The sequence below is a fragment of the Acidobacteriaceae bacterium genome, assembly GCA_035944135.1.
GTDB lineage: Bacteria > Acidobacteriota > Terriglobia > Terriglobales > Acidobacteriaceae > Granulicella.
Genome location: DASZBM010000002.1, coordinates 226,347 through 239,375, shown reverse-complemented (window position 1 = coordinate 239,375; position 13,029 = coordinate 226,347). Strand labels below are relative to the sequence as shown.

Genomic DNA, 13,029 nt, shown 5'->3' with positions numbered 1-13,029 from the left:
CCATGGTTAGCGGCTATATCTCATACGCCACGGTGAGGACCGGGCATGGTGCCGTCAAAATGATACGGAAGGTACGATGCGGAGGTAGATGAGCAGCGATAGCCGATTTCCTGCGGATGCCAAGCACGATGAAGGCAGCATTTTGCGCATTCGCGTATTCCACCACAGCGTGAGAGACATCGCTGCCTCGCAAGATTTGGCATTGCGGAACTGAGCCGTCAGGCGGGATTCGCGTTGCCACAAGACGAAGGGCATCTCCTACGATCGCGGGAACCAAATCCGTCCCTTGATTGGCGGTCGCCGGCAGCACATGAACGACGTGAAGGGGTGACCCGATAATCTCTGCAAGGGATGCAGCATGCCGCAGTGCGTCGAGAGAGCTGTCATTGAAGTCGGTAGCGAAGATGACTGGCCTTCCTACAGTGTTCATCGCAACAGATCCCAGCTTCGGCCCGACGGTGAGGATGGGGCACGCGGCACGGCGGAAGATCGACTCTGCCGTTGATCCAAATAAGAGTCGATCTAACCCATTTGCTCCACTCGTACCGAGAATGGCCAGATCAATATGGCACCGCCCGATGTGCTCGACAATTATCCCCGCCGCGCTTCCCTCATCCATGACGGATTCAGCATGAATCCCACTTTTCACAAACTCGTCCGTCACACTCTTCAGTTTGCGACGTTCTTCTTCTACAAGCCCCAAAACATAATCCAGCGCTTCATCAGTGATGGCCGGCATCGGCCCATACTCCGAGACGTGCATCACGGTCAAATGCGTCTCTCTTCCCCTGCATAACTGCATAGCTGCATCGGCAGCAGCTTTTGAGGCTGGCGAAAAGTCTGTGCAGAGCAGTACCTTTTCGAACTTCGGTAATCCGACCGGCAGTTCACTTTTTGTCGCTTCGATTGTCTGGTTCATAGTTGCTGACCTCATCTATCACGCAGGAGCCTAGCAACGAGCGCCCTCGCAAGCAGTGACAGCGATCACGCGAGGTTAGGACACGAGTTGTATGAGGCATTCTGGATCCAGGATTGTCATCGACGATCCCTCGACGCGAAGCCATCCCTCCCGCCGGAATCGGCCGAGCATGCGAGTGATTGTCTCGCGGGAGGTTCCAGCCAAGTTAGCGAGCTCCTCATGAGTCAATGCCATTGTGAAGCAGCGCCGGCCGCGTTCGCCTGGTGCCTTGCGGCTGAGGTCGAGAAGTATGCAGGCCAGTCGGCTGGCGGCCGAAGGGTAGGTCACCGTTTGACGCTCGTCGAAGAATGCCGATTTATGCTCCTCCGAAAGGACACGGGCTGCGGGAATGCTTAGCTCGTTGTGGCGCTTTAGAAATGAAAGGAACTCCTCCTTCCGAATACTCTTCACGGTTGCTGGTTCAAGGACCTCGGCGGTCACCTCATAGCGGGTGCCGGAGATGACCGTTCCAAGCCCCAGCACATCACCGGGCATGGCGATCTTCAGAATGGATTGCTTTCCTTCACGCGAAGTGCATTGAAGCTTAACCTGGCCTTCGTAGAGAATCAGAATGCTGCTCCCCGGGTCACCTTGTTGGAATAGCACGGTTCCCTTCGGAAGGCGCATTTGCATGCCAATCGAATTCAGATCCTGAACGACATCCGATGGGGCGCTGCAGAACATTCTTAGCGAACCGCAGTCGTATTCGCTGCACTTGAGCGCAAATTGGGAGGTCCGGACCGGCATCGTCGCCCACCTCACTCTCCACAGATTGTCATGAGCGGGCAGGCTGCCTCTGAGAGGACGTGAGCCACAGTGCCCTGCGTGAGATGAGTAAACCAGCTCGTGTTTCGCCGAGCCCCCAGCACAATTAAATCTGCCCTCTTCTGCTCAGCAAGGTGCAGGATATGTTCCGCCGGATTGCCGTACTCCAGGATGCATTCGGGGCTGCACCACTCATAAGCTGCAGCCGGAATCAACTTCGAAAGCCGTTTTTCAGCGGTGAACTGAAGTTTAAGCGAATTGGTGAGATCTCTAGGTGCATGGCTAATCACATGGCACATGTAAATTCTGGCCAGACTGTCCTGCGCGAATGCGAGAGCCACGCCGGCTTTCTGTACGGAATCATCCTCCAGGTCAGTTGCAAACACGATCGTGCGAAATGGAAGGTCCTCCATCGGCGGCACCTTCACTTTTGGACCAATGGTGAGAACCGGGCAGTTCGCGTGATGAATCACGCCTTCGGCGAAAGAACCAAGAATCATCCTGTTCAGGCCGGTTCTGGAATGCGTTCCGATGACCAGCAGACTTGCGCGGATCTCGTTCGCCAAACAGACGACCTTGGCAGCAGGATTGTGAGCCTCGAGCGTCCTTCCCAGAGCATGGACTCCGTCCAGTGACAGATCGTTCAGCAAATTCTCGACCTTCTCAGCGCTGTGCCGCCGCATCGTGTCAATCGAAATCCCCAGTAGACCTGCATCCATTTGAGTTGCAGCCGAAAGGTCCACCACGTGAGCAACGGTCAGCTTCGAATCGAACCATTTCGCGAATCCGGCGGCGTAACTGACAGCCATCTCTGATACTGGCGTGAAATCCGTGGCAACAACAATCTGATCGAGTGTTAGGCCGACTGCATCTCCTATTACCGCCATCTCGTACCTCCTTACTACCCTGGTCTTGCATGGTTACGCTCAGCCTAGGGGGCCAGAAGACATAGCGCGGTAAGGGCTATCACGGTTTGGAGTGACGGTGATCACAAGTCTGAACGTCACCTATCACCGCGCGCCATCACGACCTCCTGAAATCCTTAATCAGCGCACAAGAAGGAGGCTGTATGAAGCGAGATGTGCACTTCTGGATCACCGTACTGGCGCGGGGGTTGGTGGCACTGCTCGCCGGCAGCGCGATCCTCATCATTCCGGATATGGCGAAAACCATTCTTCTGCTGCCGATTGCGATAGTCGTCGCCATAGCCGGCTTGGCTGGATACGGAGTGTTCGATAGCGTCCTGATTTTTGTTTCAAGCTTCATGGTCGAACGACAGAAGATAAGGACGGCGCTTCGCCTGCAGGGTCTTATGGGCGTGATTATCGGTCTACTGCTGCTCTCAGTGGTTTACAACCAGGTTCGCTTGGAGTGGTTCTTAAGCCTCGCTGCCCTCCAGGCACTCATGGCGGGAGTCGGCGAAACAGTCGTTGCGAGACATACGGCTAACCGCAGTCTTAGCCATTGGAACTATGCCGCAGCCGTCATCGCATTTGTGTTCGCGGTGGTGTACGGGTTCATCCGCATCAGGTGGGCCGAGATCCTCACTCCGCGCGCTCTTTCGTGGGCTGTGTACATTTACTTGCTAGCGTTCGGAATCGCTCAGTGCCTTACTGCGGCGAGGATGCTGTATGCGGATCGTGAGGCGCGGTTAACGTCGTCTTCCATGCCGCATAACGAGGTTCCTATGCCTCGAAAGTTGTTTGTGCCGGATGAGGAGCACACCTACGGGCGTCGGTGATCTCTGCGGCGTGACGCCCATCACAGAACCGGCCGCCGACCCGACATAGGCTGACCTTCTGATCAATAAGGAGAAGTCCATGACAGCGACTGGAACAGCGAATCTACAGACAATACCCCAGCTCGAAACGAGCGACGTTCATGTGGCGAAGCTCCTGGTGGCGATCGATTTCTCTCAACAAACCCCGCGCACATTGGAAGCTGCGGTGACAATCGCAAAAGCCTTCGGCTCAGAGTTGATCCTTGTCAACGGCGCGACGCCCCAGGTCTACGGAACCGGCGTTGAACCCGTTCCCATCGAGACCTTCGAGGTCGCGCTGGATATCGCAAAGGGAATGATGACGGAACTCGTCGATAACTGCGGTGATCTGACAACCATCAAACATCGGGAGATCGTTACCTACTGCTATCCAGCTGACTTGATCGAGCAGATCGTCAAGGACGAAAAGGTGGACCTCGTCGTTGCCGGCTCTCATGGCCCCGCTGGCATGGAGCGCCTGGCATTAGGATCGATCGCCCAGTCAATCCTGCAGCGCATCCCGTGTCCCACGCTGATTGTCGGCCCGCATTGCACCGCGGTCCACCATCCCTTCCGCTCGATCCTGCTGGCTACTGATCTGGAGCGGACTGGACTCCGGGCCGCCCAGTATGCCTCCGGGCTCGCCGAGCGATTCCACGGAAAGCTCACGTTGCTTCATGTGGTTGAGCCCAAAAGCATGCCAGATGAGCGGCGGCCTGTATTGGCCGAAGAGGAAATACTGCGAAGCCTAAGAAGCCTGCTGCCATCCGATCTCGCGATCTATTCGTCCGGAGAATTGCGCATCGAGCACGGCAAGGCTGGTCAGATGATCACCCAGGTTGCCCAGTCTGTTTGCCCGAGCCTACTCGTGATGGGTATCCGCGAGGGGGCGATGCTGTCCGATCACGCTCCGTGGTCAACACTCGCTCATGTGATTCGGGAGGCGCGCTGCCCTGTTCTCGTAGTTCGGCGAAGGTTGCAGTGACGCAGTCGCCCGAGGTGCTTCATGCCGTTTCCGTGGAATGACCAGTCCCTTCCCGCTCATTTCATCTCTCCTCGCCAGATCGTCGTCGCTTCAGATTTGACGGAGATGCAGGAGTTGCTGCCGCATGTCTCGGTTCAGGCGAAGATGTGCAAAGCGGACGTAACTCTGGTGCATGTCATCCGGAGTTCGCCGATTGATTCGCCGGAGCAGACTCGGGAAGAAGAGATGTATGCCCGCGAGCGTCTGGACCAAATGAAGATCGGTCTTGAAGCTGAGGGTGTGCGATGCTCATCGATAGTAAGGAAAGGGCTGCCCGCTGAAGTGGTGGGAGAGGAGATCACCAGGGTACATGCCGGGCGTCTGATCATAGGGACCCACGGGCATGGACCTTGCGGCCAAAACATGATCGGAACCGTAGCAAATGCTCTGCTGCTTACAGCGACAGTGCCTGTATTCGTGATCCCGCCAAATCCGGACCAAGGGCCGAGACACGGCCACCAGGCTAGGATTCTCCACCCTGTCGTACCCTCAGGTTTTTACCTTGAGGGAATGTGCTTCGCCGCCGAAATAGCGCACGCGTATGGCGCAGAGCTAACGTTTCTCCACGTAATGCCACCCTCGAATGCCACAGGGCACTACGCAGAGGTACTTGAAACAACGACGCGCCATGAGGTCGAGGACTTCATCTGGCCGCCCGATCTGCACGTCCGAACGCGTATGGAATATGGTGACCCGGTTCAAAGCATTCTGCACTTCTCAGCCTCAGAGGATGTCGACTGCATCGTGATGGGAATCCGCCATGACTTCCCTTGGTGGTCTAAGCAGAACAGCCACACGTATCAAGTCATCGCACAATCGCGATGCCCGGTCCTGACTTTCCATGACCGGATCCTCAATCCTATGCATTCGGCATTGACGCGAATTGTAGAAGCCACCAACTCTCGATAATCGCGAAACGAATAGAAAGCCTACTCACGAGCTATCCTCGCGTGGTCCTTTCTAACCGAGGTATTCCCGCGCAGCACTGCCATAAATGCCGCACCGCGAGCAGAATCATCAACCGGAATTCGATGGATAGCGAACGCGTCCTGCCCGGTCCTCGCGACTTCCCCATCGTACGCAAACGCTGCACGATATCCGTTCCGCGATGCGGCAGTCTCGAGCTCGTCATCAACGATCCCGTATGGCCAGGCCAGGAGATCGACTCGGATCCCAAGTTCCTGCTCCAATTTCACCTTTCAACGCGAGAGCTGCGTGTCCACGAACGCCGCATAGTCTCCGGTACTTCGGCGGACCTTTTCTTTGCGGAAATCGGGATGCCAATAGGTGTGGGATTGGACGTCCACCAGTCCAGACGCAAGCATTTCCCGGATCTGATCCCACGTAAGAGCATAAGAGGCATTCGAGATCGCCGACGGATAGATGAAGAGAGTGATAGGAATTCGCCGCTGCTTGATGATTGGGAAAAGGACCGTATATACCGAGGAATGACCGTCATCCACGGTGATTGCTGCTATAGGGTCTACAGGTGCCTGCGCGCTTCCCAGAAGAATGTCCGTTACCGTTTCGAGTGGAACGACGGTATATCCATTAGTCTCCAATGTGTCGAGCTGAGACAGAAATGCTGCGGTCGTCACGGTGCTTGACGCGGGCGTTTTGGAATCGAAGCGGTGATACGTCAGGATTGGAATGCCCTTCTGTGCTCGAGCCACCAAACCGCAGATGCAAAGAATCACGATAAGATCAAATCCACTCAGGTAAACGCGCCAGCGCATAACGTGATTGTGTGTTTGTTGGAATTTGCGTACTGTGATCCACTGCAGTGGGCAATGTGATGCCGGTCACCAACTCTCTATCCGCCATTCATCACTCTCACACTTGCGAATGCACCGGCGAAGGCGGAATTCGAGAGTTTCCTCTGAAAGGCACGTATGGGTACGGAGACTTCAGGCGCCGAGCGTTGGCTTGCGGCGATCGTCGAGTCCTCCGATGACGCGATCATCGGCGAGTCGCTCGAAGGGGTGGTAACGAGTTGGAATCGGGGAGCGGAGCGAATCTTCGGCTATACGGCTGAAGAAGCAGCGGGAAGATCAATTTCATCGCTCATCTGGCCCGGGAATGAACAGGGAGACGAGGACCTCCTCCGGCGCGTCGTCCGTGGCGAGCGTGTCGACCACATCGAGACCGTCCGGAGGCACAAAAATGGCACAAAGGTTCTGGTGTCTCTCAGCATGTCTCCAATCCTTGATTCGAGCGGAAAGCTGATCGGCATCGCGAAGATCGCGCGAGACATCACGAGCCGTGTGGCCATGGAGCAGTCCATACTCGCGAGCAGCAATCGAGTTCGATTGCTCACCGAACAAGAAGCGGAGGCGCGCGCAGCAAGCCTCGCAAACCAGCGTTTTCGCCAGCTGATTGAAGACGCTCCGGACGGGATCGTTCAGGTCGATGGTGCGGGCATGATTATCGTGAGCAATCGCGCAGCCGAAAGGCTTTTTGGATACAGCCATGACGAATTAATTGGCCGAAGTGTCGATGTTCTCGTGCCAGACGCCTATCGGGCGCGCCATGCCGAGTATCGTGCAAACTTTGTGAAAGCAAATGTTGCGCGGCCCATGGGTATCGGCCTCGATCTCCGTGCGCGCCGAAAAGACGGCAGCGAGTTCCCTGTCGAGGTTAGCCTGAGCCCTGTTACAAGCGAAGCAGGTGTTCGCGTCACAGCCGTGATCCGCGATGTGACCGAGCGCAGGCGAGTGGAGGAACAGGTTCGAAGTTTGCAGGAAAGCTACATGGCTGAACTTAAGGATCGCCAGAGAGAGGCAGAACGGCTGAACCATTTGAAGAATGAATTCCTGGCCAGCGTCAGTCATGAGCTTCGCACTCCATTGCATACGATCCTCGGTTTCACGGACCTGTTAGGCGAAGAGCTGGAAGGCACGCTGAACGAGACACAAAGAGCGTTTGTTCGACATATCCATCGGGATTCGGAGCACCTTCTCGGCCTCATCAATGACGTGCTCGATCTTAGCCGGATTGAAAGTGGAGGACTGAGGCTCCACACGGAGAGTCTGTCCGTGCGTGAGGCGATTCTAGAGGCCGTCAGCGGAATCAAACCGCATGCCGATGCAAAACCGGTAGAAGTGCGTGCAGATGATCCGGGTGATCTTCGGGTCATTGCAGATTCCGTCCGACTGCGGCAGATCCTCTATAACCTGCTGAGCAATGCTGTAAAGTTCACCGCCGTTGGCGGCAGTGTGACTGTTGGTGCCGAAGGTAATGGAACTGCAGTCCGGGTTACTGTTACTGACACAGGAATTGGCATGTCTCAGGAAGAGCAGGCGCAGATTTTTGACCGGTTTTATCAGGTAAGCAGCAAAACGGGAGGTACCGGGCTGGGGCTCGCGATTTGCAAACAGCTTGTGGAGATACAGGGTGGATCGATCTCGGTTGAATCCACACTCGGGGCGGGCAGTAAATTTCATTTCGAACTTCCCAGGGCCTAAAGGGTGACCCCCATCACGGCGGTTCCAACTGAACTGCCGGTAAAGTCATCAGAATGGTTGGGGGTCGCTCTTGGGAGACTTGACACATGTTACAAACGGAACGCGAAAGCACGTGCTCATTGCGGACGACTCGCAAAGCAGCCGTGATCTTCTCCGGTTCATCCTGGAGCGTAGCGGTTGTGATGTGATCGAGGCGCAGGACGGTGAACAAGCACTTGCATTAGCTCTGGAATTTACGCCCGACCTTTTCATCCTCGATCTGAACATGCCACGGCTCGACGGTTACTCCGTCGCCGCGGAGTTGCGCAAACAGCCGGCCTTTACGCAAACGCCAATTCTTGCGCTAAGTGCCGGTGTTACCCAAACCGACCCTGCGCGAATCAAGGAGTCCGGATTTTCGGCCTTCTTATCGAAGCCCATTCCGCCGGCGGGACTGCGCAATTGCATTTCGAGGCTTCTCTAGCAAGTTTCGAATTCTTTTCGCACCAGAGCTCGACGATCGGACCGCTCGGTTTCTCAGCAAGCAGCGAGTTCGTGCAGGACCGCCGGTTGTAGCACTGTAAATGCCACACCGTGCGTCTTGATCACGCCGTCCTTCTTGAAGCGGCTGAGGGTGCGTGTGACAGTTTCCCGTGTCGTTGCCGTCATTGAAGCAAGTTCATCATGCGTAAGAGTCATCGTGATGGTGTCGGCCTTACGTGCCCCTTTCTCAGAGGCAAGCCAATCCAGCAGCAGGCAGGCGATACGACCCGCGGGGCTGGCAGGCAACGCGATGCGCCGCGCTTCCTCAAATGCAGCTTTGTACTCGCCTGCAAGGATTCGCGCCATCGCCACGGCAACCTGAGAATAGTCACGCAGCAGGACCGTCAGCGCAGATGTGCGAAGCACGCGTACATGGCAAGGCTCTAGAGCCTCTACTGTCGTTTCGTACGGCTCTTCGGAAAATGCGGCGCTCATCCCCAGAACAGAACCAGCGCCGGCTAGGCGAAGAATCATCACACGCCCTTCCCGTGAACTGGTCGACACCTTCACCCGGCCAGAGCATAGCGTATAGATCGCAGTGGAACGATCTCCCTCTCGGAAGAACACCGCGCCGCGAGGATATTCCATCGAAATCGAGTTCGCTTCCAGAAACTCCTGCGCCTCTTCGGGCAGGTTGCAGAAAGCATGCGCTTGACGAATCGGGCAGCCATTGCAGTTCGGGATGAGGCAGGCGATCATTTTAGGACTCCTCCATTGCGCTTACAGTCTCAAACAGCAATCGGGGCGCCAAACACAAGACCTTGTGATTTCAGACACTTCGTCATGTGATGACCCGGACAGGCTGCGCGGCCTCGCGCATCAGTGCGCGAAATAACGCAGCTCGGCGGTACCCATCACACCGCTGATACCATGCAGACATCGTTCCAGGACTCGATGTCGGACCCGGTCCATATCGTCGTGATTGATGACCATTCGGGCAGCCTTGAGCTGATCTCGGCTGCGTTGCGCCGTGAACATCTGGTCATCCATACGGCACCAGACCCCGTTGCGGGTATTGCTCTCGTGAAGCGCATTCGCCCGCGACTGGTCCTCACGGACCTCATGATGCCGACTATGAGCGGCATCGAGGTCCTCCAGGAGATCGTCCGCTTCGATCCAACGATCGATGTAATCCTGATGACCGCGCATTACACCACTGAGACCGCGGTCGAAGCCATCCGCAATGGCGCCGCCGACTATTTGCAGAAGCCAGTTAAGATTCCTCTTCTTCGGGAACGGATCGCGACCTTGATAGCGTCCTCGCAACGGCGGCTGAATAACGCAGCGCATCCGGAGGATTTCGCATTCGAGGGCATGATCGCCCGGAGCGGGCTCATGTGGAACCTGTTCGCTCAGATCGAGCGCATTGCTCCCCACTACCGCTCCGTGCTGGTCCATGGCCCCACCGGAACGGGAAAGGACCTCGTTGCGCGGGCGATTCACAACCAGAGCGGGGTCAAAGGCAAACTCGTGGTCGTGAACTGCTCGGCAGTGACCGAGACGCTCTTTGAAAGCGAGATGTTCGGCCATGTACGTGGTGCTTTCACCGGTGCCGATCGGGACAAGATGGGGCTTATCGAGCTGGCAAGCGGTGGAACGCTATTTTTAGACGAGGTGGGCGACATGCCCCCGTCCGCACAGGCGAAGTTGTTGCGTGTGATTCAGAACCAGGAAGTTCTACCAGTCGGCTCGCTTACGCCCCGCCGTGTGGACGTGCGAGTAATCGCGGCGACGCACCGGAATCTGCGTTCCGCAATCGCGACAGGCGCCTTCCGTGAGGATCTTTTCTACCGGCTGTCCATGGTGGAACTGACCGTCCCGTCGCTTGCGGAACGGAGGGAGGACATCCCCTTGCTCGCGAAACACTTCACGAAGCAATTCTCTGAGCAATACGGCAAATCCATCTCCGGCCTTACTCCGAAGGCGCTGCTCGTGCTCGAGCGGCACTCCTGGCCCGGAAATGTGCGCGAGTTGGAACACGTCATCGGAAGGGCCTGCATCCTGACCGCCAATACGCAACTGGATGTCACGGATCTTCCCGAGCTTCTGACTCGATCGTCTGGACCCAGCGAACTCACCGAGGACGCCACTTTCCCTTTGGCAGCACAGGAGAAGCGTCTTTTAGACGAGGCGCTAAAGGCGGCACGTGGTAATCAGTCGGAAGCGGCGCGTTCTCTCGGAATCGGGCGCGACGCGCTGCGATACAAAATGAAAAAGTTCGGCTTCCTCGAGTAGCTCGGTCGGTTATGCCGTGCTGTGCCTGCTGAGATCTGCCGGAAATGGGCGGAGATCAGCCAGAGGATTCGGAGGCAGCCACCGAACCCCTGAGCCTCGCGGTGCGACCTCCCCTTCGCCGTCGGGTGATACGGCCACCGCAAAGTTCCGTTGGCAATCGTCACATAGCCAGAAGAACTCCGTACTCCCCACAGGACGCCTCTCTGGTGAATAGATCTGTCCTTCGTTCAGGTCTTCGAACGTGTTCCGGCAATCCTGACGGATGCAGTGACGGATCATGAATGCACACTCCCCGCTCCACTGTCGCATTGTCAAAAATCTGGATGAGTCATCCTCATCACACATGAGGTTCGCGAAGCACAAAAGCAACAGAGTCTTACCGCGACTACACACAGGAGCGGCAGCGCAGCCCCAAAAGATGTCCCACTATACGCTCGATCAGAACCCCGCACCTTGAGCCGTGGCATCACTGAATTCATCCATCACTCGCGATTTGCAAATGTTGATTTCGGATACACGCGAACAAATGCACGAGGAGCTGAGCGATAGCTGAAACATGCTCGAAACAATGTGGATCTGCTTCGCTCAATCGACGGCCATACCCGCGAACGGTAAGAAAGCAGCAGACAACGCGGGATCGCTTACGCTCGGTTGGCCGGTCTCAATATGTCCAGCGAATCTGCGCAAGAACTGATCTTCCGTGCTGAGGCTCAGGTCATACCAACCATGGCTTTCCGCTGCATCCCATATCTGCTGCGTTCCCCCCGGAGGTATCGAAAACTTGCGGTTGCTTCCGCTATAGGCTTCTGTAGCGGTAAGCAACAACGAAGCCTTATCGTGATTATTAATCGAAAGTTCCAAGGCCGGCTGTCCAGCAACGTAGCTGATCTCAACCTCAAGAGCATCGTCCGAAGCGCTGCCGCGGAATTGTCGAAGAAATCCATTCGGCCCATACACGATGAGGTCATAGTCCGAGGCCCGTGTGGCCGGTTGCCAGCTATCGGAAAGATGCGTCCCCGAAGAAACCGCGTAACGACGAGGAGCTGATTCGAAGCGAACGCGATCCTGTACCTGAAAAGCCGCGGCCGCCTTACCCTGATTTTCGAAGTGAATCCAGAACTGCTTTCCATCACTGCGCCCATTGACGATGAACTGATACGGCAGCGCGCGAGCAGGACGGTCCCCTGTCTCCTGAACCGGAATCGATTGCTTGGCCGGCACACGGTACGGCTTCTGCTTCGAGACCGCTCGGGTCGGAATGGAGAGGGACACAGGAAAAGGGTCGGCGGCGTTGCTGAAATCGAAGGCAGAGGTTAGATCGCCACAAACCGAGCGTCGCCATGCTGTGATGTTTGGCTCGTGAACGCCGAAACGCACCTCAAGGAATCGCAGAACGGAGGTGTGATCAAAAGTTTCCGAACATACCCAGCCCCCTCGCGTCCATGGCGAAGCGATAATCATCGGCACGCGAGGTCCAAGACCAATCGGCTGTAAACCGCGATCGATGTGCCCAGGAATCAAAGGGTGCTCTTCATTCGGATAAAGATCGAGGTCGATAAATTCATCCGGCAGGCTTTCTGCAAGATCGCTCGACACCATGCCTTGTGCGCCCAGGCCGTTGCTCGCCGGAGGCATGGGCGGAATCACATGGTCGAAGAGCCCATCGTTTTCGTCATAGTTAAGAAAGAGCACCGTGCGGCTCCAGACTTGCGGATCCGCAGTCAGGGCTTCCAACACCTTGTGAATGTAGTAAGCACCGTCAGTCGGTGAAGCCTCTGGATGTTCGCAATATTTATACGGAGCAACGATCCAATTTACCTGCGCAAGCCGGCCGGCGAGCACATCGTCACGCAGATCCTTCAGTGTGTGGTCCGTGACTCCCTTCTGCATCAGTGGACCATCGGGATCAGCCCCCTCCTCCGGATGAAATGCAGAAAAAAACTCGAGAGAATTATCCGTGTAGTTGTCTGTTGGGGTACCCGGTTCGCCTGTACCGCCCTGGTAGAGCTTCCAAGTGACACCGGCAGCCTCCAGTCGCTCAGGATAGGTCGTCCACGTATATCCCTTTGTATGCGGACGCTCCCATAGCCCTGGACCGGTCGGCTTCCGTCCCATTCAAAGCCTGAAAGTAGACGGCAAATCCACCAGCAAAACCTGGCTCCCAGAAAGCTTCATACAGCATGGCGGCCGGCTTGACTTTGAGCTCTCAACAATTCCAAACAAACAATGGGGCTCTGGCGCCGAAGACGCTCCACCGTCGTTTGAGCCATGATCTAACGATGGCTCAGGCGCACTCAGAAGT

At 56.3% G+C, this 13,029-nt stretch carries 12 protein-coding genes; 6 read left to right on the top strand and 6 right to left on the bottom strand.

Annotation, left to right across the window (positions count from 1 at the left end):
- Positions 1 to 13: 13 nt before the first annotated feature.
- The 3 genes from VGU25_03695 to VGU25_03685 all read right to left on the bottom strand — a co-directional run bounded on the left by VGU25_03695 (position 14) and on the right by VGU25_03685 (position 2,610).
- Positions 14 to 919 carry a universal stress protein gene (locus tag VGU25_03695; GenBank protein ID HEV2576294.1) on the bottom strand — a complete coding sequence of 302 codons (906 nt, stop codon included), beginning with the start codon at positions 917 to 919 and terminating at the stop codon, positions 14 to 16.
- A gap of 75 nt (positions 920 to 994) precedes the next feature.
- The gene (locus tag VGU25_03690) at positions 995 to 1,585 is read right to left on the bottom strand and encodes a Crp/Fnr family transcriptional regulator (protein ID HEV2576293.1); all 591 of its coding nucleotides are present in this window, start codon (positions 1,583 to 1,585) and stop codon (positions 995 to 997) included.
- Between the two features lie 131 nt (positions 1,586 to 1,716).
- Positions 1,717 to 2,610 carry a universal stress protein gene (locus VGU25_03685; protein ID HEV2576292.1) on the bottom strand — a complete coding sequence of 298 codons (894 nt, stop codon included), beginning with the start codon at positions 2,608 to 2,610 and terminating at the stop codon, positions 1,717 to 1,719.
- Positions 2,611 to 2,792: 182 nt separating this feature from the next.
- Between VGU25_03685 and VGU25_03680 the strand changes: the two genes are divergently transcribed.
- The 3 genes from VGU25_03680 (at position 2,793) to VGU25_03670 (ending at position 5,415) form a co-directional block, all read left to right on the top strand.
- The gene (locus tag VGU25_03680) at positions 2,793 to 3,464 is read left to right on the top strand and encodes a hypothetical protein (protein ID HEV2576291.1); all 672 of its coding nucleotides are present in this window, start codon (positions 2,793 to 2,795) and stop codon (positions 3,462 to 3,464) included.
- Positions 3,465 to 3,606: 142 nt separating this feature from the next.
- Positions 3,607 to 4,467 carry a universal stress protein gene (locus VGU25_03675; GenBank protein ID HEV2576290.1) on the top strand — a complete coding sequence of 287 codons (861 nt, stop codon included), beginning with the start codon at positions 3,607 to 3,609 and terminating at the stop codon, positions 4,465 to 4,467.
- A gap of 21 nt (positions 4,468 to 4,488) precedes the next feature.
- Entirely contained in the window at positions 4,489 to 5,415 is a 927-nt protein-coding gene (locus tag VGU25_03670) for a universal stress protein (GenBank protein HEV2576289.1), read from the top strand.
- Between the two features lie 290 nt (positions 5,416 to 5,705).
- Here VGU25_03670 and VGU25_03665 read toward each other — a convergent pair whose 3' ends face one another.
- A complete protein-coding gene (locus VGU25_03665; GenBank protein ID HEV2576288.1) occupies positions 5,706 to 6,242 on the bottom strand; it encodes a polysaccharide deacetylase family protein in 537 nt (178 codons plus the stop codon).
- Positions 6,243 to 6,398: 156 nt separating this feature from the next.
- On the opposite strand from VGU25_03665, the gene VGU25_03660 reads away from it, so the two are divergent.
- Together VGU25_03660 and VGU25_03655 are read left to right on the top strand one after the other, a co-directional pair.
- Positions 6,399 to 7,970: a PAS domain S-box protein gene (locus VGU25_03660; GenBank protein HEV2576287.1), complete on the top strand. Its 1,572-nt coding sequence runs from the start codon at positions 6,399 to 6,401 to the stop codon at positions 7,968 to 7,970.
- Positions 7,971 to 8,082: 112 nt separating this feature from the next.
- Positions 8,083 to 8,433: a response regulator gene (locus VGU25_03655; protein HEV2576286.1), complete on the top strand. Its 351-nt coding sequence runs from the start codon at positions 8,083 to 8,085 to the stop codon at positions 8,431 to 8,433.
- Positions 8,434 to 8,486: 53 nt separating this feature from the next.
- Here VGU25_03655 and VGU25_03650 read toward each other — a convergent pair whose 3' ends face one another.
- Positions 8,487 to 9,191 (bottom strand): Crp/Fnr family transcriptional regulator, encoded by a 705-nt coding sequence (locus VGU25_03650; protein ID HEV2576285.1) that lies wholly within the window; start codon positions 9,189 to 9,191, stop codon positions 8,487 to 8,489.
- A gap of 171 nt (positions 9,192 to 9,362) precedes the next feature.
- Here VGU25_03650 and VGU25_03645 point away from each other — a divergent pair, with 171 nt between their 5' ends.
- Complete coding sequence (locus tag VGU25_03645) at positions 9,363 to 10,727, top strand: sigma-54 dependent transcriptional regulator (protein HEV2576284.1); 1,365 nt, start codon at positions 9,363 to 9,365, stop codon at positions 10,725 to 10,727.
- Between the two features lie 585 nt (positions 10,728 to 11,312).
- Here VGU25_03645 and VGU25_03640 read toward each other — a convergent pair.
- Positions 11,313 to 12,842, bottom strand: a complete 1,530-nt coding sequence (locus VGU25_03640; GenBank protein ID HEV2576283.1) for an alkaline phosphatase family protein — start codon at positions 12,840 to 12,842, stop codon at positions 11,313 to 11,315.
- Positions 12,843 to 13,029 lie beyond the last annotated feature (187 nt).

Bases quoted from the DNA above. Each gene is read 5' to 3' on its own strand.
- VGU25_03695 (HEV2576294.1), bottom strand. From the start codon at position 919: ATGAACCAGACAATCGAAGCGACAAAAAGTGAACTGCCGGTCGGATTA.
- VGU25_03690 (HEV2576293.1), bottom strand. From the start codon at position 1,585: ATGCGCCTTCCGAAGGGAACCGTGCTATTCCAACAAGGTGACCCGGGG.
- VGU25_03685 (HEV2576292.1), bottom strand. From the start codon at position 2,610: ATGGCGGTAATAGGAGATGCAGTCGGCCTAACACTCGATCAGATTGTT.
- VGU25_03680 (HEV2576291.1), top strand. From the start codon at position 2,793: ATGAAGCGAGATGTGCACTTCTGGATCACCGTACTGGCGCGGGGGTTG.
- VGU25_03670 (HEV2576289.1), top strand. From the start codon at position 4,489: ATGCCGTTTCCGTGGAATGACCAGTCCCTTCCCGCTCATTTCATCTCT.
- VGU25_03665 (HEV2576288.1), bottom strand. From the start codon at position 6,242: ATGCGCTGGCGCGTTTACCTGAGTGGATTTGATCTTATCGTGATTCTT.
- VGU25_03660 (HEV2576287.1), top strand. From the start codon at position 6,399: ATGGGTACGGAGACTTCAGGCGCCGAGCGTTGGCTTGCGGCGATCGTC.
- VGU25_03650 (HEV2576285.1), bottom strand. From the start codon at position 9,191: ATGATCGCCTGCCTCATCCCGAACTGCAATGGCTGCCCGATTCGTCAA.
- VGU25_03645 (HEV2576284.1), top strand. From the start codon at position 9,363: ATGCAGACATCGTTCCAGGACTCGATGTCGGACCCGGTCCATATCGTC.
- VGU25_03640 (HEV2576283.1), bottom strand. From the start codon at position 12,842: ATGGGACGGAAGCCGACCGGTCCAGGGCTATGGGAGCGTCCGCATACA.